Annotated in this window: 27 protein-coding genes; 19 read left to right on the forward strand and 8 right to left on the reverse strand. The window is 70.2% G+C overall.

Annotation, left to right across the window (positions count from 1 at the left end; translation table 11 throughout):
* Window positions 1–55 precede the first annotated feature (55 nt).
* From ACFYS8_RS13450 to ACFYS8_RS13480, 7 genes are read left to right on the forward strand one after another with little or no spacing between them, the layout of a single operon-like run.
* A complete protein-coding gene (locus tag ACFYS8_RS13450; protein ID WP_387640020.1) occupies window positions 56–394 on the forward strand; it encodes a hypothetical protein in 339 nt (112 codons plus the stop codon).
* Window positions 328–777 carry a DUF5361 domain-containing protein gene (locus ACFYS8_RS13455; protein WP_387640022.1) on the forward strand — a complete coding sequence of 150 codons (450 nt, stop codon included), beginning with the start codon at window positions 328–330 and terminating at the stop codon, window positions 775–777. Before ACFYS8_RS13450 ends, ACFYS8_RS13455 begins: the two co-directional genes overlap by 67 nt.
* Window positions 778–805: 28 nt before the next feature.
* The gene (locus ACFYS8_RS13460; protein WP_387640025.1) at window positions 806–3,409 is read left to right on the forward strand and encodes a phage tail tape measure protein; all 2,604 of its coding nucleotides are present in this window, start codon (window positions 806–808) and stop codon (window positions 3,407–3,409) included.
* Between the two features lie 6 nt (window positions 3,410–3,415).
* Window positions 3,416–4,330: a phage tail protein gene (locus ACFYS8_RS13465; RefSeq protein WP_387640027.1), complete on the forward strand. Its 915-nt coding sequence runs from the start codon at window positions 3,416–3,418 to the stop codon at window positions 4,328–4,330.
* A gap of 13 nt (window positions 4,331–4,343) precedes the next feature.
* Window positions 4,344–5,570 (forward strand): hypothetical protein, encoded by a 1,227-nt coding sequence (locus ACFYS8_RS13470; RefSeq protein WP_387640029.1) that lies wholly within the window; start codon window positions 4,344–4,346, stop codon window positions 5,568–5,570.
* The gene (locus tag ACFYS8_RS13475) at window positions 5,570–6,688 is read left to right on the forward strand and encodes a hypothetical protein (protein ID WP_387640031.1); all 1,119 of its coding nucleotides are present in this window, start codon (window positions 5,570–5,572) and stop codon (window positions 6,686–6,688) included. Before ACFYS8_RS13470 ends, ACFYS8_RS13475 begins: the two co-directional genes overlap by 1 nt.
* Entirely contained in the window at window positions 6,688–7,431 is a 744-nt protein-coding gene (locus tag ACFYS8_RS13480; protein ID WP_387640033.1) for a hypothetical protein, read from the forward strand. Before ACFYS8_RS13475 ends, ACFYS8_RS13480 begins: the two co-directional genes overlap by 1 nt.
* Here ACFYS8_RS13480 and ACFYS8_RS13485 read toward each other — a convergent pair.
* Window positions 7,428–7,895 (reverse strand): hypothetical protein, encoded by a 468-nt coding sequence (locus ACFYS8_RS13485; protein WP_387640035.1) that lies wholly within the window; start codon window positions 7,893–7,895, stop codon window positions 7,428–7,430. The two genes, ACFYS8_RS13480 and ACFYS8_RS13485, sit on opposite strands and share 4 nt — an antisense overlap.
* A 119-nt stretch (window positions 7,896–8,014) precedes the next feature.
* On the opposite strand from ACFYS8_RS13485, the gene ACFYS8_RS13490 reads away from it, so the two are divergent.
* From ACFYS8_RS13490 to ACFYS8_RS13510, 5 genes are all read left to right on the forward strand, one after another.
* Entirely contained in the window at window positions 8,015–8,188 is a 174-nt protein-coding gene (locus ACFYS8_RS13490) for a hypothetical protein (protein WP_387640038.1), read from the forward strand.
* Complete coding sequence (locus ACFYS8_RS13495; protein WP_387640040.1) at window positions 8,185–8,907, forward strand: peptidoglycan-binding protein; 723 nt, start codon at window positions 8,185–8,187, stop codon at window positions 8,905–8,907. Before ACFYS8_RS13490 ends, ACFYS8_RS13495 begins: the two co-directional genes overlap by 4 nt.
* 83 nt (window positions 8,908–8,990) lie before the next feature.
* Window positions 8,991–9,359: a hypothetical protein gene (locus ACFYS8_RS13500; protein ID WP_387640043.1), complete on the forward strand. Its 369-nt coding sequence runs from the start codon at window positions 8,991–8,993 to the stop codon at window positions 9,357–9,359.
* On the forward strand, window positions 9,356–9,616 hold the full coding sequence (locus ACFYS8_RS13505; RefSeq protein WP_387640045.1) for a hypothetical protein: 261 nt from the start codon (window positions 9,356–9,358) through the stop codon (window positions 9,614–9,616). Before ACFYS8_RS13500 ends, ACFYS8_RS13505 begins: the two co-directional genes overlap by 4 nt.
* Window positions 9,617–9,704: 88 nt before the next feature.
* Window positions 9,705–9,890, forward strand: a complete 186-nt coding sequence (locus ACFYS8_RS13510) for a hypothetical protein (protein ID WP_387640048.1) — start codon at window positions 9,705–9,707, stop codon at window positions 9,888–9,890.
* Between the two features lie 7 nt (window positions 9,891–9,897).
* On the opposite strand, the gene ACFYS8_RS13515 is transcribed toward ACFYS8_RS13510, so the two are convergent.
* The 4 genes from ACFYS8_RS13515 to ACFYS8_RS13530 form a co-directional block, all read right to left on the reverse strand.
* The gene (locus ACFYS8_RS13515) at window positions 9,898–10,557 is read right to left on the reverse strand and encodes a hypothetical protein (RefSeq protein ID WP_387640051.1); all 660 of its coding nucleotides are present in this window, start codon (window positions 10,555–10,557) and stop codon (window positions 9,898–9,900) included.
* Between the two features lie 26 nt (window positions 10,558–10,583).
* A complete protein-coding gene (gene cyaB / locus ACFYS8_RS13520) occupies window positions 10,584–11,147 on the reverse strand; it encodes a class IV adenylate cyclase (protein WP_387640053.1) in 564 nt (187 codons plus the stop codon).
* Window positions 11,148–11,158: 11 nt separating this feature from the next.
* A complete protein-coding gene (locus ACFYS8_RS13525) occupies window positions 11,159–11,986 on the reverse strand; it encodes a helix-turn-helix domain-containing protein (RefSeq protein ID WP_387640055.1) in 828 nt (275 codons plus the stop codon).
* Window positions 11,987–12,049: 63 nt separating this feature from the next.
* A complete protein-coding gene (locus ACFYS8_RS13530; RefSeq protein ID WP_387640057.1) occupies window positions 12,050–12,571 on the reverse strand; it encodes a hypothetical protein in 522 nt (173 codons plus the stop codon).
* Between the two features lie 275 nt (window positions 12,572–12,846).
* On the opposite strand from ACFYS8_RS13530, the gene ACFYS8_RS13535 reads away from it, so the two are divergent.
* Together ACFYS8_RS13535 and ACFYS8_RS13540 are read left to right on the forward strand one after the other, a co-directional pair.
* Window positions 12,847–13,062, forward strand: coding sequence for a hypothetical protein (locus ACFYS8_RS13535; protein WP_387640058.1), 216 nt, complete (start codon window positions 12,847–12,849; stop codon window positions 13,060–13,062).
* On the forward strand, window positions 13,059–13,271 hold the full coding sequence (locus tag ACFYS8_RS13540; protein ID WP_387640061.1) for a hypothetical protein: 213 nt from the start codon (window positions 13,059–13,061) through the stop codon (window positions 13,269–13,271). The genes ACFYS8_RS13535 and ACFYS8_RS13540 overlap by 4 nt, the downstream gene beginning before the upstream one ends.
* 70 nt (window positions 13,272–13,341) lie before the next feature.
* Here ACFYS8_RS13540 and ACFYS8_RS13545 read toward each other — a convergent pair whose 3' ends face one another.
* Both ACFYS8_RS13545 and ACFYS8_RS13550 read right to left on the reverse strand, forming a co-directional pair.
* Complete coding sequence (locus ACFYS8_RS13545) at window positions 13,342–13,587, reverse strand: helix-turn-helix transcriptional regulator (RefSeq protein WP_387640063.1); 246 nt, start codon at window positions 13,585–13,587, stop codon at window positions 13,342–13,344.
* Window positions 13,588–14,037: 450 nt separating this feature from the next.
* Window positions 14,038–14,895: a DUF5324 family protein gene (locus ACFYS8_RS13550; RefSeq protein ID WP_387640065.1), complete on the reverse strand. Its 858-nt coding sequence runs from the start codon at window positions 14,893–14,895 to the stop codon at window positions 14,038–14,040.
* Window positions 14,896–15,065: 170 nt separating this feature from the next.
* On the opposite strand from ACFYS8_RS13550, the gene ACFYS8_RS13555 reads away from it, so the two are divergent.
* The gene (locus tag ACFYS8_RS13555; protein WP_387640067.1) at window positions 15,066–15,593 is read left to right on the forward strand and encodes a peptidylprolyl isomerase; all 528 of its coding nucleotides are present in this window, start codon (window positions 15,066–15,068) and stop codon (window positions 15,591–15,593) included.
* Between the two features lie 130 nt (window positions 15,594–15,723).
* A complete protein-coding gene (locus ACFYS8_RS13560) occupies window positions 15,724–16,626 on the forward strand; it encodes a rhomboid family intramembrane serine protease (protein ID WP_387640069.1) in 903 nt (300 codons plus the stop codon).
* Between the two features lie 268 nt (window positions 16,627–16,894).
* Here ACFYS8_RS13560 and crgA read toward each other — a convergent pair whose 3' ends face one another.
* Window positions 16,895–17,149, reverse strand: a complete 255-nt coding sequence (gene crgA / locus ACFYS8_RS13565; protein ID WP_387640071.1) for a cell division protein CrgA — start codon at window positions 17,147–17,149, stop codon at window positions 16,895–16,897.
* Window positions 17,150–17,397: 248 nt separating this feature from the next.
* Here crgA and ACFYS8_RS13570 point away from each other — a divergent pair, with 248 nt between their 5' ends.
* The 3 genes from ACFYS8_RS13570 to ACFYS8_RS13580 all read left to right on the forward strand — a co-directional run bounded on the left by ACFYS8_RS13570 (window position 17,398) and on the right by ACFYS8_RS13580 (window position 19,051).
* Window positions 17,398–18,075 (forward strand): DUF881 domain-containing protein, encoded by a 678-nt coding sequence (locus tag ACFYS8_RS13570; protein WP_387640074.1) that lies wholly within the window; start codon window positions 17,398–17,400, stop codon window positions 18,073–18,075.
* Window positions 18,076–18,164: 89 nt separating this feature from the next.
* The gene (locus ACFYS8_RS13575) at window positions 18,165–18,335 is read left to right on the forward strand and encodes a hypothetical protein (protein WP_387640076.1); all 171 of its coding nucleotides are present in this window, start codon (window positions 18,165–18,167) and stop codon (window positions 18,333–18,335) included.
* 53 nt (window positions 18,336–18,388) lie between these two features.
* Entirely contained in the window at window positions 18,389–19,051 is a 663-nt protein-coding gene (locus tag ACFYS8_RS13580) for an aminodeoxychorismate/anthranilate synthase component II (protein WP_387640078.1), read from the forward strand.
* Window positions 19,052–19,055 lie beyond the last annotated feature (4 nt).

The following is a 19,055-nucleotide window of genomic DNA, read 5'->3' on the forward strand; positions in this document are numbered from 1 at the left end:
GGTCCGCCCGCCCCGGACACCCACCCACCGCGCACACCACGAGGAGACACCGCGCATGAGCACCAAGACCCGGCCCGACGACCAGCCCTTCGACTTCAACCTCGACGCCGTCCAGGCCGAAGCCGGCCTCGACCCGTTCGTCGTCCACTGGGGCGGCGCCCGCTGGTCCTTCGCCCACATGCAGAGCCTCGACATGTGGAAGGCCCTGGAGGTCACCGCCAAGGTCGACATCGAGGTCATCATGGGCACCCTGCGCATGGCCCTCGGCAACGAGAACTGGACGGAGTTCCAGAAGACGCCGCTGCCCGGCTACAAGCTGCGGGCCCTGTGGAAGGCCTACCAGGAGCACAGCGGAACCACCGCGGGGGAATCCTCGGCCTCCGCCGACTCCTAGAGGAGTACGGGGAGGCCATCGAGGCCGACCTCCCGGCCCACTACCCGGGCGTCCGCCTGCGGCACCTGTTCACCGGCGAGCTGACGTGGCGTGAACTGCGGTCCCTGATCCGGGGGCTGCCGCCGACGTCGCGACTTCGGACCGCGATCGCCGGACGGCCGCTCTGGACGGCCACCGAATACCTGCTCGCCGATGTGTTCGACGTCCTTGCCGCCGCGAACTGGCAGCGCACCGGCGACAAGAGCGCCGCCAAGCCCAAGCCGTACCCGCGGCCAGTCGTCCGCGACCAGCAGGCCGACGCCGCCAAGGACCAGGCGCGGGCCGCCGCGCGCGAACGTGCGCGCACCCATCAGCAAGCCGTAGAGGCCGGATACACCGGCTGACCACCCGCGCACCGAGGGGAGGCAGCCCGTGCCCACCGTCGGCTACGCGTCTCTGCAGATCATCCCCTCGGTACGAGGCATCGGCGCCGAGATCCGCGACCAGCTTGCCGGGCCGGTGGAGGAGGGCGGCGACAAGGCCGGCGAGGGCTTCGCGAAGAAGCTCGGCGGCTCGCTGAAGGTCGGCCTCCTGGCGGCCGGCGCGCTCGGCGGTGCGGCGCTGGTCGCCGGCATCGGTGAGGCGATGGACCAGCAGGTCATCACCGGGAAACTGAAGGCCCAGCTCGGCGCGACCGGCGAGGACGCCAAGAAGTACGGGCAGATCGCCGGCCAGATGTACGCCTCCGCTGTCACGGAGGATGTCGCGGGTGCGGCGGACGCGATCCGCTCGACCATGTCAGCCGGGCTACTGCCGCCCGACGCCACCAACCAGCAGATCCAGTCGATCGCCACCAAGGTCTCCGACCTGGCGGGCACGTTCGAGCTGGACCTGGGCCAGGCCGCGAACGCGGTCGGCCAGATGATGAAGACGGGCCTGGCGCCGAACGCCGAGTCCGCGCTCGACACCATCACCCGGGGCCTACAGGTCATGGGCCCGCGCGCCGACGACCTCGGCGACACTTTTAATGAATATTCAACCATTTTTCGACAGATGGGCCTGTCCGCCGAGCAGGCCACCGGCCTGCTCGCGCAGGGCATGCAGGCCGGCGCCCGCGATACCGACGTCGTCGCCGACAGCCTCAAAGAGTTTGTCCTCATCGCGCAGGGTGGCGGCGACTCCGTCAACGAGGCGTTCAAGGCCGTTGGGCTCTCCGGCAAGGAGATGCAGAAGGCCTTCATCGAGGGCGGGCCCGGCGCGGCTTCCGCGCTTGACCAGGTCTTCGACCGTTTGAGGGCGATCAAGGATCCGGTCGAGCGCAACACGGCTGCGCTCGGGCTGTTCGGGACGAAGAACGAGGACGTCCAGAAGGCGTTGTTGGCCCTCGACCCGTCCTCGGCTGTGGCGACGCTCGGTCAGGTCGGTGGCGCCGCAGCCGGGATGGGCGACTCGCTGCGCGACAACGCAAGCGCCCGGCTGACCGAGTTCACCCGCACCATCCAGCAAAACTTCGTCAACGTCGTCGGCGGCCAGGTCCTGCCTGTCCTCGCGGACGTTGGCGGGCAGCTCGTCACCACCTTCGGGCCCGCGTTTGGCGAGGCCGCCGGGTGGGCGAAGGACCACCTGCTGCCGGCCATGCAGGACGCGGGCGGCTGGATGAAGGACAACCTCGTCCCGGCCCTGTCCGATGCCGCGCACTTCGTCCGCGACGACATGGTGCCCGCCCTCCAGGACTTCTCGACCTGGCTGAGCGACAACAAGACGACGATCGAGGTCGTCGCCGGTGTCATCACCACCCTGCTTCTGCCTGTTCTGATCACCACGGCCGTCGGCTACGCGCAGACCGGGATCGCCGCGACCGTCTCCGGTGCCCAGCAGGTAGCCGCATGGGTCGCCTCCGGTGTTCAGGCGGTGCGTAACGGTGCGCTGTCCGTCGCCGCCTCGTACCAGACGGTCGGCGGCTGGATCGCGGCCGGCGCGTCTGCGGTCGTCTCCGGCGCCCAGCAGGTCGCCGCGTGGATCGCGACCGGCGCCCGGGCGACCTGGGGCATGATCCTGCAACTCGCCGCCTCCGCGACCGTGGTCGGCGGCTGGGTCCTGATGGGCACCCAGTCCCTGATCCAGGCCGCCCGGATGGCCGCCGCGTGGATCATGGCGATGGGCCCGATCGGCTGGATCACGGTCGCGGTGATCGCGATCGTCGCACTGATCATCGCCTACTGGGACGAGATCAAGGCGGCGACGCTCGCCGCCTGGGACTGGGTAGTCGACAAGGTCAAGTGGGTCGGCCAGTTCTTGCTCGACCTGTTCATGAACTGGTCCCTGCCCGGCCTGCTAATCAAGCACTGGGACGACATCAAGTCCGGTGCCCAGGCTGCCTGGGACTGGGTCGTGGATTTCGTGAAGGCCATCCCGGGGCGGATGTGGAACATCTTCCTGAACTGGTCCCTGCCCGGGCTGTTGATCAAGCACTGGGACTCCATCAAGCAGGGCGCGATCGACGGCTGGAACACCACGATCGACTGGATCAAGGGCGTCCCCGGATGGATCACGGACGCTTTCTCCGGCTTCGGCACGCTGCTGCTCGACAAGGGCGGCGACCTGGTCCGCGGCCTGTGGGACGGCATCAAGCGCATGGGCGGCTGGCTGCGCGACAAGCTGATCGGCTGGGCCAAGGACGCGATTCCGGGTCCGATCGCCGACGCCCTCGGCATCCACTCGCCGTCACGTGTGATGCGCGACCAGATCGGCCGGTGGATCCCCGCCGGCATCGTCCAGGGCATCGACGCCGGGTCCCCGGCGGTCGAGGCCGCGATGGCCGGCCTGGTCGTCCCGCCCACGATCCCCGACTGGATGCTCCAGGAAGCCGCACCCGTCTCCGTCGGCGTCGCAGCCGCCTACACCACCACCGCCGGCGCCCCCACGGGCAGCGTCCAGGGTGCGGCGCTTCAGATCGAGAACTACTGGGAGTCCGACTCGGGCAACCCCCGCAGGGTGGCCGTCGAGCTGCAGATGCTGTCCAAGGGCAGGGGGTGACCGACCGTGGCGACCCTGGCGGGCGAACTGATCACCCGTGACCTCCAGATCGAGTGGGCCGGGCAGTTGTGGGGTGACGGCACCCTGGTGCAGGTCGCGAAAGTCGACGGCTGGGATACCCTCCCAGCCGTCGACTCCGGCACCGTCCCCCGTGCCCAGCAGCACGGCAGCTACCTCGGCCGTCTCCTGTCCCAGTCCCGGATCATCACCGCCGACATGCAGGTCACCGCGTGGCCGGCAGACTTTCCGGCCGTACGCCGGGCCCTGCTGGCCGCCACCGCGCTGGTCCAGAACGAGCAGCCGCTGGTCGTCCGCCTCGCCGGGGAGACCCAGCTCGTCCGCGCGCGGGTCTTCTCCCGTGCGATTCCCAACGACGCCCAGGCCGCCCAGGGAACCCCAACGGTCACCGTCGCGTGGGAGGCGACCGATCCGCGCCGCTACGACGTGGCCGAGCAGGTCCTGACCACGGGCCTGCCGCAGCCCGGCCTTGGCCTGGACTGGGCCGACGGCGCGAGCCCGCCCGGCCTGGACTGGCACGACGGCGACTCGCCCACGGGCCTGGACTGGGGGGCCAGCACCAGCACCGGCAACGTTGCCTGCACCAACTCTGGTGACGCCGAGGCGCACCCGGTGCTGGAGATCCGAGGCCCCGTCAACAGGCCCTCGGTGACCATCGTTGAGACCGGCCAGATGCTCGAGTACGACCTCATGCTGGCCGCGTCCGACGTCCTCACCGTGGACACCTGGGGCGGCACGGTGACGCTCGCGTCCGGCATGACCCGCCTGTACACCGCGACCGCCCGCTCCATTCCCGAGGGCGCGTTCGTACTGCCGCCCGGCACCTCGACGCTCGCTTTCCGCGCCGTCACGGCCGACCCGGCCGCCAGCCTCACCGTCCGATTCCGCTCCGCGTACTGGTAAGGGGGGTCCTCACATGGCCTTCGCATCCCGCTGGTTGAAGCCGCGCGGTGGTGCCGGCGGGCAGACCCGCACGGACACCCGCCTCGCCTCCGGACCCGGCGGCGGCATGCCCACCGGCCCGCTCACCGTCCGCTCCGGCGTCGTCCCCGGCGGCGACCCGTTCGCCTTGACGGGCGCCGGCATGGTACCGACCATCGGCCCCGGCCGGGCGGTCGTGCAGGGCGGCGGCGCCCTCCAGGGCGCGTACCCGGTGGCGGTCACCATCGCGGAGTCGATGAGCGCGTTCGCGGACGGCAACGGCATCAACCCGCGCATCGATTTGATCGTCCTACGCGTCTACGACCCCGAGTTCGATGCGGTCGGCACCGCACAGGTGGTGCTGGAACGGGTGCCCGGCACGCCCGCACCAGCCCCCACCGCCCCGGCCGTCCCGCCCGGCGCTACCGCCCTGTGGGAGATCCCCGTGGCGGCGACCGCCAGCGCTGCCAACCCGATCAACTGGTCCGCCCGCGTCGACCGCAGGCAGTACACCGTTGCCGCCGGCGGAGTCGTCCCCGGGCCCGACACCTCTCCTGGCGCGTACGACGGCCAGCTTCGTGACCGAGGCACCGCAACTGGCTTGGAGCGCTGGAATGGCCCCGGCGCCGCCTGGGAGTCACGGCTCTACCTCGGCACCAGCGGGCGGCTGGTCATCGGGGCGGACGTCGAGTTGTACCGCGATGCCGCTAACAGGTTGCGCACCCCGGACTCGCTGATAGTCGATGGCGACTTGTCGGTGACCGGCGTAGGCGGCTGGATCCCCCTGCGCAAGACCGCCGACCAGCAGTACACCAACACCACCCAGACCAACGACACCGCACTGTCCGTGGCGCTCCCGGCGAACTCCGAGTACTTGGTAGACGGGCACATCATCTACGGCGCCCACCCGAGCAGCAACATGCTGATGGGCTTCACCGGCCCGACTGGCGCGGCCTTCGGGTGGTCGATGCGGTCAGCCGCTGGCGGTGCCAGCTCGACGGTCACCCCCGTCATCGTCGACCTGCAGCAGATCGGCACGTTCGGGTTCGTTGTCGGCGGCATCACCGCGAACACCACCAAGATGACCGGGCACCTGATGGGCCGCCTGACGATCGGCGCGACCCCAGGTACGTTCCGCTTCACCGCGGCGCAGAACGTGGCCAACGCCGCTCCGGGCATCGTCTACGCGGGCTCCTGGATCCGGCTCCACCGGGTGGTGTGATGGACGATCAGGCCTACCGTCTGGTCGTATCCGATCTTCGGACGGACGTGGTGCTGGACGTCCTGCCGATCGGCGGCGCCACGTACGACGACTACATCGGGAAAACGGGCAGCCTCTCCGGTACGATCCCGCTGCCGAATCGCGACCTCGCCGCCCGGGCCCGCTCTGTGCTGCTGCCCGGCCGGACGATGCTCTATCTGGAGCGTGCCGGGCAGGTCGCATGGGGCGGACCGCTGTGGACCCGCACACCGGCGCGGGACGCTCGAGGCGTGCTGACATGCGCGATACAGGCGGCCGGCCTGGAGTCCATCCTGCGATCCCACCGGCTGCTGCTCGACACCCAGACGTTCACGGGCGCCGACCAGCTCGACATCGCGCGGGCCCTGGTGGGCTACACGCAGGCCCAGCCGGGCGGCCAACTCGGCATCGAAATCGACTACAGCCAGCTGTCCGGCGTGTTCCGGGACCGCACCTACTCGCGGTGGGACCTGCCGTGGATCGGATCCCTGCTTGACCAGCTCGCGGCGGTAATCGGCGGCCCGGAGTGGCGGATTCAGGTCTGGCGGGACAGCGCCGGCGTCCGGCACCGGGCTCTGCGCCTCGGTACCCCGCGCCTGACGGTGTCCGGAGTGGACACCGTGCTGACCACCCCGGCCGGCGCGCAGGGCGAGGGCGCGATCACCGCGTACAGCCTGCCCGAGGACGCCACCACCCAGGCCAACAACTGGATCTCGCGCGGTGCCAGCACGAACTCAGACCAGGCGTCGGCCAGCGTGCCGCTGATGTCCCAGCTCGCGACCGCGCCGTCCGACCTCGCCGAGGGCTGGCCGCGGCTGGACGGAACCAGCGACTACACCGACGTCAATGTCCAAGCGACCCTGGACAGTTACGCGCAGGCCGACCTCGCCCGCTGGCGACGCCCGATCGTCATCCCTTCCGTCACCATCGCCGCCGCGCCCGGCCGACAGCCCGCCCTCGGCAGCTTCGTGAGGCTGCGGATCACCGACGACTGGTACCCCGAGGGGCTGAGTGCCCGCTACCGCGTCGTCGGCTACCGCGTCCAGCCCGAGGAGCGCGGCCGCGCCGAGTCCACCGATTTGTACCTGGAGGCCGCCTGATGACCGCGAACGTACCCATCGACCTCCTCGACCGCCTCCGCGCAGTGGAGGACAAGCTCCGGCAGATCGAGGGCCGCACCCAGCAACGGCCGGCACAGAACCAGGTCACCGGCGGCGGCGTGACGATCAGCAAGGGCGGCACCCTGTCCGTGGTCACGCCGAACGGCCAGACCGTGCTCTACATCGGCGCGATCGGCCCCAATCACCCCGACGGCACCGCACAGTTCGGCACCGTCTTTCGTCGCGAGGACGGCAGTGCCGCGATGGCGATCTGGGACGGAGCCGGGGCGTCCCCCCAGCCGCTCGCGATCTGGGACCGCGCGGGGAACACCATCATCGCGGACGACCGGATGGCTGGCCAGGGCCTCGCCCGGCCCTACCTCAGCACCGACGCCTGGTTCGGTGCGACCGAGGTGCCTGCGTACACGACCTCCAGTACGTCGTGGACAACGCTGCAACACCTGATCTGGTACAAGCAGCACCCGCGCGTGGAGGCGAACTTCTTGGCGCGGTGCTCGGATGCCACCACGTCCGGACAGATTCAGCTGATCGACGACGCGAACAACGTCGTCGCGGGCCCTGCCGACATTGCTGCTGGCGCGTTCCTCTGGGGCTCCGTCACCGGCGCCGTGTCGGGGGGCCACGAAACGCGCTTCAGTTTGCACTGGCAGGCGCGCGTTACTCCGGGGAGCACGGGGAGCATCGGCGTTCGCGGCCTCTCGACGTTCGGCATCCAGTCCTAGTGCTGGGCGTACGGGTCGTCGGTCGCGCCGTTCGAAGGGGGCGGGGCCTGCGACGGGTACGGGCCGTTGTCGACCGTCCCGTGGCCGCCGTTGTTCTGGCCGGCGGTGCCGGGGCTGGGCGGCGGGGTAGCCGGGTCCGGGTCGCTCGGGGTGCTGGGGGTGCTGGGGGTGCTCACGCTGGTGCCCTTCTTCGTGCTCGTCGGAGTCGGCGCCGCGGTGGCCGGCGCGGTGGTGCTGGGGGCCGCCGTGGTCGCTTGCTGGCTCGGCTCGGTGCTCGCGGTCGGGCTGCTGCTCGGGCTGGCGGTGGCGGTCGGGCTGGGGCTGGTGGTGTCGACGACGTCGGCCTGCTGCACCTGCTGCTGGCCGGTCCCGGCGCCCGTGCCGAGCGCCCACGCGCCACCGCCGATACCGAGCACCGCCACGACGCTGGCCGCGATCGCCGCCGTCTGCCTGCTGATTCTCATGTCCATTGCCCCCCTTGGCTGTTGGTGCTCACCACGGTAGCGCGCAGCCACCACACCTTCCTCACATCAGCCCGAGTTGGCGACAACTTCGCACGTTCACATTCCACTTGGAGGACTACGTGATCGACCCTCGACCGACCGAACCCGACCCGAACCTCGTCCCGATGCTGCTCGTGGATACCGGCAACGGCGCGACCGACCCGAACGAGGCCGCACTGCTGGCCGAGCTGTTCGGGCCGCCCAACGCACAGGGCGTGTACGGCGCCCCGGCCGGCGAAGGGAGCGCGCAGTGAGCGTCGACGTGATGGTCCAGGCGGCCGAACGGTGGCTCGGCACCCCCGAGCCGAACGCCATCCAGACCTGGTACCGCGACCGTAACGGCCCGGCCTACGCCGGAAACTTCCCGTGGTGCGACGCCTCGATCACCCGCTGGTCGGCGGACGCCGGCGAGTGGGACGCGGTCTGCCTCGGCACGGACCGCGCCTACACCCCCGAGCACGCCAACGCGTTCGTCCAGGCTGGCCGCTGGACGTATGGCACCGCCGGAATCCGGCGCGGCGACATCGTCTTCTTCGACTGGTCGATGAGCGGGCGCATCGCGAACATCGACCACGTCGGCATCGTGACTGACGTGCTGCCCGGCGGCCAGGTCGCGACGATCGAGGGCAACACCATGGACGTGTGTGCTCGGCGGGTGCGCGGTCCGGAGGTGATCGTCGGCTACGGCCGCCCCGCCTACGGGCAGGCCGGCCCCGGACAGCGGACCCCGGCTGACCCGCAGTGGCCCGGCCGCCTGCTCCGTCTCGCCTCGCCGATGCTGCACGGCGACGACGTCCGCCGGTGGCAGCAGCGGATGCGGGACCGCGGCTGGTCGATCACGGCCGACGGCTGGTACGGGCCCGCCTCGGCCGCCGTGGCCCGTCAGTTCCAGGCCGAGAAGGGGCTCACGGCGGACGGCATCGTCGGCCCGGCCACTTGGGCCTGCGCGTTCCGCACCGACAACATCACGTGACCGGGCTCGTCGAGCAACTGCTGCACCGCCTCGCCGTGTGGGCCGCCCGGCCCCCGGCTCCCTCAACCTCTCAGGAGACCCCCATGCCCAGAATCCTCGGCCGCGAGCCCGCTCTGTGGCTCGCCCTCGTCGCCGTCGCCGTCAAGCTCGGTGCGGCGTTCGGCTTGCGCGTGACGGACGATCAGCAGGCGCTGGTCAATGCCGCCGCGGCTGCGCTCGTCGGCCTGGTCGTCGCGCTGGTCGCCCACGACGGCCGCGGCGCGGCGGTCCTCGGCCTGGTGCAGGCCGCGCTCGCCCTCGCCGTCGGCTACGGACTGCACTGGTCGGCGGACCAGCAGGCCGTGGCGCTGTCTGCCGTGGCGGCAGTGGTGGCGATGTGGACGCGCACGCAGGTGACTGCACCGATGCCGCCCGCCCGTCAGTTGCCGCCGATCCTGGCGGTGCGCGAGTGACCACCTCGCCCGATCCGGGTGTCGTCATCTCGCCTGGCCAGATGTACGCGGAGGTACGAAGGATCGCTGACCGGCAGATCAGGATGGACGAGAAGATCGACCGGTTCCTGGAGGACCAGCGTGGTCATCGGGAGGAGACCAGCGATCACGAGAAACGGCTGCGCGCTCTGGAGGCCCGGGTGTGGATGGCGATGGGTGCTGCTGTCATCCTCGGTGCCGGATCAGGTGCTGGTATCGCGCAGGTCATGGGCCGCTGAACACCACCGCCCCGCCCGGCTTCGGCCAGGTGGGGCGGCTTCCGTCGTTCTTGGCGTGGCGATGCTGGACACTCGCCATGATGACGTCATGGACATCGACCCTCGCGACGCGTACATCGCTGACCTCCAGGCCGCTATTCAGCGCACCATCCCAGTCATTGCCTTCGCTGCTGGTCGGGTGGTCGTTGATGACCCTGGCCACGCAGGGCGCCTGCTGGCTGCCGCTGACGACCTGCGGAACACCCTCGACCGCACCGCGCCGTCATCGACCTGACCTGGCATCACGGGTCTGTGCTGAGCATGGACACCCCAAGCACCGCGTGGGTGACGGCGGCCAGGCAAAGCGCAGCTGCCTCGCTCGCGCTGGCCGCAACGCACGCCTGCCGCATGGCGCTCAGCGCGCACCGCTCTGCGCTGGCTGCTGCCTCGTCCAGGATCTCAACAGCAGCGAGATCACCGTCGGCGGCCATCTCGTGGACCCGGGCGATCGCCTCTTCGGGGTCGCTCTTCCACAGCAGGGCGACCTCATCAACAGCGGTGATCAGGTCGCCCCTAGCAACCTGCTCCGCCGTCAGCGGCGGCACAGCGTACGGACCGACCGGCGGGTCGACTTGGTCCACGATCTCCTGGGCCCGTGCCGCAACGTATCGCACATCGTAAGTCCGCCGAGACTCCTCCGCCTCCCACTGCACTGCGGCCGGCCAGCGCGCGGCGTCCTCAGCGCGGGCCCGGTCCAGCCCGGTTGTGACAGCGGCCAGGTTTACCTGATGGAGCGGCAGGAGCGTGACCTCCACGTCCGCCTGGCCGGGCGGCGCGGCAGCGACCTGCCTGTACACCGTGCTCGCGGCCTTCGCCGCGGACCCCATCAGCAGGGCCAGCGCGGCGATCCGACATGCGTGACGGTGCCGGCGGGCGGGAACGCCCGGGTTGACCGGTGTCATGATCCCCCCTGTGTCCGGCGGGTCCGTTACCGCCGGACGGCCGCCACGGCGTCGGTGTACAGCTCGGCAGTGAGGTCGCCGTCGCCGATTCCGAGTTCGTGCAGCACACCACGAACTACGGCAAGGGCAGCCGGCAACTCTGTTTCATCCACTACGGCCGTCTCAACCTCCAGGTAGGTGCCGTCGATCTCGGGCACCCGCACCAGGGTGGCCAGCACCAGCCGACCGTCTGCGGTGAGGTTGTAGTTCCGACAGCGCTTCTCGAACGTGATCCTCGCGATGTACCCGAGCCCGCGGAAGATGGCGTGGGCGGCATCCGGATCGTCCAATCGCGTTTCGAACTCCGGCTTCGACCCGGACTTCTCGTCCACGCGGGCGCCCTTGTAGGTGAGCACCGTCCTGGTGGAGTCCGGGCCGTGGACGGTGCGGATCCGCAGCTCGCGGTCGGCGTCCATCAGACTGCCCGCTGGGTCGTCGTAGTAGGTGTCCTGGTACACCTCGACCCGTCCGGGCCCCACTGTCTTCTCCAACGCGGCCAACACGCTCTCGGGGTCGCGCACGATCGCCTTCAGTTCGGCCTCGATAGCCACCTGGTCCTCCATCAGATGATGCGGGTGCTGTCCTCGACCATGGCATCAAACAGCCTGCGGAACCCCGCCCACAAGGGCCCATTCGGAGTGCGGACCAGCTTGTACGTCGCGGACTCGTGCCCCTCCCACTCGGCGTCGAACGCCCCCACGTACAGCACCGACCCGAGCCTGATGACCCGCCAGACCGGTAGCGCCCGGTACCGGTAGACCTCCACCCCGCCGGCGGGCACCAGCTCGCGAAGGCGGGCCTCTGCCGCGCGGATGCCGGCCGCCAGGGACTCGGTTGACTCTCCGATCTCGGCGGCGCGCTGCGCGGCGGCCGGGCTGTCCGGGTCGAGCAGGAGCACGCGGAGCCGTGGCGGGGTGTCGCCGTCGCGGTCGAGATGCGGTCTCAGGAGGCTGTTGGACAGGCCGAGAAGTCCAAGTCCGCGGACGGCCAGGACGTCGATCTCGCTGGCGGATCGGGCCGTGCGCTGAATCTCAGCCGCGGCCGCGTCTTGGGACTCGTACACGCGCACGATCTCCGGCCAGGCGGCCAGCTCGAACGCGGTGGAGCTAACGCGCCGTCGAGCAGCGAGGCCCAGAATCTGGCGGGCCGCATCTGGCATGGAGAGGCCATCGGCGATCCGCTCGAAGACGTCGAGCCTGCTGACCACGCGCCGACCGTTCATGATCTCGTTCACGCGGGACTGGGTCATGCCCACAGCCATGGACAGGCGACCCTGGCTGGCACCCGTGTGATGTTGCACGAAGCGAAGCACCGCGCCCATCTGCCGGTCGTGAAGTGCTCGGCGGACGTCGGAGTGCTGCCACGCCAAATCGGGCAGCGTGATCGGCATCAGTGCGGGGGGACTACCCATGGCTGGCCTGACTTCTGCAGAGGGATCTCACCGTGAGATTACCTATGTGGTATCGCTCCTCGCCGGGTTTCGGTCGAACCTGATGAGGTGCCACTTCTTGTATCGCCGTGTTCCGGAGGCCTGCCCATGCCGATCATCCCGGTGTTCGATACTGCTGATCGCGCGGCAGAAGATCCCCTGCCCGATCAGGGCATCAGCCTTGCTCGCCTCCATGGAGAGGCCTGCATCACCTGCGGCTCCGATGAGCCCCCGCTCCACCCCAACGGCGTCCTCACCCTGCCCGGGAACTGCGATGGAGTGGTGCGCGACTTCAACACCGTCGTCTGCACCTCTCATGTGCGAGTCGACCATGAGGGCTGACGCGACTGGCCCCGCCCAGGCCTGGGTGCCGGACCCCACGAGCCGACTGCCGGCGATCGCGTCACGTGCGTGGATCGAGGCGTCCCGCAGGGGCCTGGTCGCCACGTTGCTCGTGACGCCGCCGGTGACGACGGACGTGCGGACCATCACGCGGATCGCCCGGGCCATCGGCCTCGCCAGCCCACACGACGCGATGCCGGACATCAGCGATCGCGTGACCTACACCACGCAAGCGGCCATGCTGCACGTGCCTGGCACGGGGGCCGCGTGGCGGGTACCGGCACCGGACGGGTGGGGTCTCCTGCTGAGGGAGGGCGGTGCCGTCGTCGTGCTCCTCAGCGCTGACCCGCGATCCCCAGCTGCCGCTGGCCACGCTGGCACGAATGCGCACATCCGGGCCAGTCTGGAGGCGGGACGCCTTTGGGTGGGTGGCACCACGTGCCGGCCCGGAACCCGATTGGACGTCGACCATGGCTAACATGCTGCGGTGGCGAGAGGGCCGCTTCGAGCCCCGCCAGATGCCGGCCAACCAGCGCGGTGTCGTCCTGTGGGCGGTTTGGGACACCGACGCCAACGACTGGGTGCGGGACGATGGCAAGCCGTTGGTGCGGTGGTCCCGCGATGGCGCTGCCGACTGGATCAGCTGGCAGCGGGACATCACCGAGCGCCCCTCGGCTTCGTGGTGGCGGAGGTGAACCCGGCCGCGCGCGGCTACTACTACGGCGACCTGCTCCGCACCCACGCCGACGGCACGCCGATCTGGGGCATCCGGCTGCCCAACGGACAGTGGCGAATGGCGATGGACATGGCGGACTTCTACGTCCGTCGCCGCGATGCCGACGACACTGTGGCATGGCTCAACGAGGTCAACGGCCTGACGCCGCCACCAGCCGCTCAGCCGTAAACCAGCTGCCAGGTCTCAACGCCGAGGGCCCGGGCGAGCAGGCGGTTCGCCGGAGCGCCCGGCTTGGTTCCTAGCCGATGAACAGCTGCCACATGTCGACGTGGAGGGCGCTGGCCACCGCGGTGATCTCGTCCAGCCCTGGGTTGGTCTGCGCACGCTCCCAATAGCCGATGGTCTGGCGGTCCAGGCCGGCTAGCTCGGCCAGACGTTCCTGAGTCAGATTGCGTTCGACGCGAAGTCGCCGGAGCCGCCGACCGAACCGTGTCCGCTGCTCGAGCTGCTGCTCGGTAGGGGCTCGACGGGTTCTTGGTGACACCCGTTGACATTCACTCGTACATGATCAAAAGTCTGCATCACACATTCGTCACTTATCGACAATCTGTTCGATAGGCGGGCCCATCGACCGGCCGCTACGGGGGCAGCAGCGAGGCCGCCCAGTCGTCAGGATGACGGACCGTAGTGGTTGGAGCCGCCCCCGGGGACCTTCCGGGGGCGGTTTTGTCTGCGCAGCGGCACTGCCCGGCCGTGATCGTCGGTGCTGGACTTCCCGCACCGATGCGCATCGGGGCACTCTCAGTGCCATTGAGCGGCATGAGGATTGCCTGTGTATGTCCGCATTTCAGATATCGGTGCAGGTCACGCCTCTGTAAAATTTGGGTTCGACTCCCCTAGGCTCCACTTCGAAACGACTCCGCCCGGCCGCAGTTCTGCGGTCGGGCGGAGTCGTTTCTGCTGTCAGGTGCGGGGGCGTCAGCACCGCCCCGGTTCAGTGCGGCTTGCGGGGGTCGTGCGGCTTGGGGCGGTCGTCCTCGGGCGGGGTGCCGACCGGTGGCTGGCCGGGCGTGGTTCCCGTTCCCTGCGCGTCCTCGGGGGTGTCGTGCGGGACGGAGCCGTTCATGGTGGCCCCGCCGACCGGGGCGCCGGTGGCGCTGCCCGGCCGGGGCGTGGTGGGCGGCGCGGTGGCGGGCTCCGGGGGCTCGGTCAGCCATTCGGGGTTGTTCTGCTTGCGGTACCACTGCCAGGCGGCGACGCCGGCACCGATCGCGACGGCGCCGGCCACCGCGAGGCCGGTCGCCCAGCCGTTGCAGCGCTTCTTCTTGGCGTTCTTGGCGGCCAGCTCGCTGATCTCGGCAGCGCTGACGTTGCCGTGCAGTGCGGTGATCGCGGCGGCGCTGCGGGCCTGCGCCTCCTGGGCGAGCGGGACGACGCTCTCCCGGGCGGCCTGGAAGGTCTCGGCGACCTTGGGGGCGACCGTCGTCCGGGCCTGGCAGGCGGCCTGGCCGGCCGACAGCTTGGCGGCGAGCGCGGCCTCCTGGGCCCGGTGGACGGCCCGCAGGGCGGCCTTCTGGGTGTCCGGGGGGAGGCTGAAGAAGGCCTGCTCCAGGTGCGGGGCGAGGTGCTTGACGTACTGCACCCGGGCGGCCTGCGCGGCCTGGCCGGCCCCGCTGCGGGCCTGTGCTCCGGCGGCCGCGGCCTTCGGGCCGAGCGCCTCCAGCTTGGGGCCGAGCACCTGCCTGGCCTCCTCGGCGTAGTGCAGATAGGCCTCCTTCGCGGAGGCGGCGTAGGGCGCGACGGCGTCCTTCGCCCGTCCGGCGGTCTCGCGCGCGGTGTCCGTACGGCTCACGGGCTTCTCCTTCTCGGCGGGTGTCCGGCGTTCTTGTCCGGTATGCACCTTTCCACCTGATAGGAGATCATGCATCCTGCTTCCTCGCCGAGCACCTTCGGCTGAGCCGTCTGCGGCGATCATGGGATGATTCCTCGGATAGTCAGCTAGAAAGACAGGAAGGTACTCCCGTGGCCGAGGAACTCACCGCCACCCTGAAGACCAACCGCGGCGACATCGTGGTCAAGCTCTTCCCGAACCACGCCCCGAAGACCGTGGCCAACTTCGTCGAGCTGGCGGAGGGCACCCGCGAGTGGAAGAACCCGGAGACCGGCGAGGTCGCCAAGCAGCGGCTGTACGACGGCACCGTCTTCCACCGCGTGATCGACGGCTTCATGATTCAGGGCGGCGACCCGCTGGGCAACGGCACCGGCGGCCCGGGCTACAAGTTCGCCGACGAGTTCCACCCGGAGCTGTCGTTCGACCGCCCGTACCTGCTGGCCATGGCCAACGCCGGCCCGGGCACCAACGGCTCGCAGTTCTTCATCACGGTGGCCCCGACCACCTGGCTGAACCGCAAGCACAGCATCTTCGGCGAGGTCGTCGACGCGGCCAGCCAGAAGGTCGTGGACGCGATCGGCACCACCGCCACCACCAAGCCCTACGACCGCCCGGTCCAGGACGTGGTGATCGAGTCGGTCGTCATCTCGCGCGGCTGATTCGAGCCCCTGCCGCCCTGCGGGGCGGCCCCGCGCGTTCCGGCGCGCAGTAGCCTGGACGGTCCCGGTGGTGCCCCGTTTCGTGCGGCGGCGGCGCCGGGACCGTTTCGTTGATGGAGGGACTGCGCCGATGCTTCCGGAGGAGCCCGTGCGGCCGACGCCCGTGGACAGCCAGGAGTCCGGCCTGCCCCGGTGCCACCGGCACCCCGAGCGGGAGACCGGCGTGTCGTGCGCGCGCTGCGGACGTCCGATCTGTCCGGAGTGCATGGTGCCCGCCTCGGTGGGCTTCCAGTGCCCGGACTGCGTGCACGGCGCGGCCGAGCGGCAGCCCCGGCAGCGGACGACGTTCGGCGGGGTGCTGGCGCTCGGCGACGGCGCGCTGGTCACCAAGGTGCTGATCGGCCTGAACCTGCTGGTGTTCCTGCTGACCGAGTACGTGGCCACGCAGTGGCAGGTCAAGCTGGGCCTGTTCAGCTGGGTGCCGCGGCCGGGGCTGAAGTTCGGCATGGCCGCCGGGCCGCAGGAGTGGTACCGGCTGGTGACGGCGATGTTCGTGCACGGCGGGCTGCTGCACATCGCGACCAACATGTTCTCGCTCTGGGTGCTCGGACCTCAGCTGGAGCGGGTGCTCGGCCGGGTGCGGTTCCTCGGCCTGTACCTGGTGGCGGGTATCGCGGGCAACGCGCTGTCGTTCCTGCTGGCGTCGGCACACGGTCAGCTGTTCACGGTCGGCGCGTCGGGGGCGATCTTCGGACTGCTGGGCGCCACCGCGGTGCTGTTCAAGGTGAACCGGGTGCCGATGCAGCCGGTGATCGCGCTGCTGGTGGTGAACCTGGTGCTCACCTTCTCGCTGAGCAGCGTGATCGACTGGCGGGCGCACGTCGGCGGTCTGGTGGCGGGCACCGTCATCGGCGCGGGCATGATGTACGCCCCACGGGCGCACCGGAATCTGGTGCAGGGGTTGACGACGGCCGCGGTGTTGGCCGCGAGCCTGGCCCTGGTGCTGATCGGAATGGCCCGTCTGCCGGGTTGACCGGGCCGGTCGGCGGTGCCGCGGTCTTTCCACAGGTGGGGTGTGGCGGACGATTGGATTTCCCGGGTCTACGCGCGTTATCCTGCTGCGTTTCGGGTTATCCACAGGATCGGCGAAGTTTTCCCCAGTGTGGACAACCCTGTGGATAAACGTTCGGACGCTCCGTGACCGGCCGACGTCCGGGCATGCCGAACACCGCTTCGGCCCGGAGTCCGAAGCGGTGCGGGCAGGCGTCAGGCCGAGAACCGCCCGGCGGGCGGCACCGGCCTCACTTCCACTGCGTGGAGACGGCGAAGCCCGCCGCGATGAAGCCGAAGCCGGCCAGGATGTTCCAGTTGCCCCAGCTGTGGATCGGCCAGGTACCGCTGGTCACGTAGTAGCTGACGATCCAGGCCAGGCCGATCAGGAACAGCACCAGCATCAGCGGTGCCACCCAGCTCCGGCCGGAACTGATCTTCACGGCGGTCGCGGAGGACGGCGGCGGCGTGTAATCGGCCTTCTTGCGGAGTCGAGACTTCGGCACGAGGGGCTCTCCTGTCGATGCGCTGTGACCGCGCAGGTGGTCAGTGGGGGCGGGGTGGCACGTGTGGACCGGTCCGTACGGTCGCGGAGCTCCGCACATGCCACCGGCGTCCGTTAGCGTAGTGGCTCGCCGGGTCTGAGGGAGATAAGGGTACGGTGACTGATTCCACGATTTCTTCGCCGAGCCCGGTCGCGCGCCCGCGTCGGGGCCGAATTGTCGGACGTGCCCTGACCTGCACCGTCTTCGCGATGGCCGGGTTGCTGTTCTACGTGAGCGCACAGACCGCGCACGGAACCGATCTGCGCACCGACAACTCGCTGCTGGGGCTCAGCGACGTCATACAGCAGCGCTCCACCCAGAACCAGCAGCTCCAGGAGCAGGTCGCCGCCGACCAGGACCGGGCCGACGGGCTGGCCCGCGGGCAGGGGCAGAGCCCGGACGACGAGGCCCGGCTGACCGCCCTGCAGCAGGCCGCCGGGCTGGACGCGCTGCACGGGCCGGGGCTGACCGTCACGCTGGACGACGCCCCGCCGAACGCCACCGCCCGGATCCCCGGCGTCCCCGAGCCCGGGGTGAACGACCTGGTGATCCACCAGCAGGACATCCAGGCCGTGGTGAACGCGCTGTGGCGCGGCGGCGCCGAGGGCATCCAGGTGATGGACCAGCGGCTGGTCTCCACCAGCGCGGTGCGCTGCGTCGGCAACACCCTGCTGCTGCAGGGCCGGGTCTACTCCCCGCCGTACGTGATCCGCGCGGTCGGCAAGACCGATTCGCTGCGCGCCGCGGTGGACGCCGACCCGACGATCCGCAACTACCTGGGCTACGTGACCGCCTACGGGCTGGGCTGGAAGGTCCAGGAGGCCAACGAGCTCAGCCTGCCAGGGTACGCCGGATCGATCGATCTGCGGGCCGCCTCCGCCCAGTAGGTCGCCACGGCGGCCCGTTGCGCCGATACCCGCCTGGGGCGGGCGGATGGCCGTCTACGCTTGTGCCGACCCGACCATCGAGGAGCACCATGTACGGCTGGATCTGGCGGCATCTTCCGGGCCCCGCGCCGGTTCGTGCGCTGATCGCGCTGCTGCTCGTCCTCGGGGTGGTCTACGTCCTGTTCCAGTTCGTGTTCCCGTGGGCCGAGCCGCTGCTCCCCTTCGGGAACGTGACGGTGGATCAGGGCGCCGGCGGCTGAACCGGCTCCCGGTTCGCCCGCCCTTCGACGCACGCACACCCCAGGAGTTAGCGATGACCTCCGCCGGCCACCCGCCCCGGATTCTCGTGGTCGACAACTACGACAGCTTCGTCTTCAACATCGTCCAGTACCTGTACCAGTTGGGTGCGGTCTGCGAGGTGGTCCGCAACGACCAGCTGACGGTGACTCAGGCCCGGCCCAGAAGCGGCGAGGAGGGCTACGACGGGGTGCTGCTCTCTCCCGGGCCCGGGACGCCGGAGGAGGCGGGGGTGTGCGTGGAGATGGTGCACCACTGCGCGCGGATCGGACTGCCGCTGTTCGGGGTGTGCCTGGGCCTGCAGTCGATCGCGGTGGCGTACGGCGCGGTGGTCGGCCGGGCGCCGGAGCTGCTGCACGGCAAGACCTCCTCGGTGGTGCACGAGGACGGCGGGGTGTTCGAGGGCCTGCCCTCGCCGCTGACCGCCACCCGTTACCACTCGCTGGCGGTCGAGCCGGACACCGTGCCCGCCGACCTGGTGGTCACCTCGCGCACCGAGAGCGGCGTGATCATGGGCCTGCGGCACCGTGAACTGCTGGTCGAGGGCGTCCAGTTCCACCCCGAGTCGGTGCTCACCGAGGGCGGCCACCGGATGCTCGCCAACTGGCTGGCCGAGTGCGGGTTCCCGGAGGCGGTGGGCCGTTCGTCCGGCCTCGCCCCGGTGATCGGCCGGAGCTGATCCG

Source organism: Kitasatospora sp. NPDC004615 (genome assembly GCF_042873545.1).
Taxonomy (GTDB): domain Bacteria; phylum Actinomycetota; class Actinomycetes; order Streptomycetales; family Streptomycetaceae; genus Kitasatospora.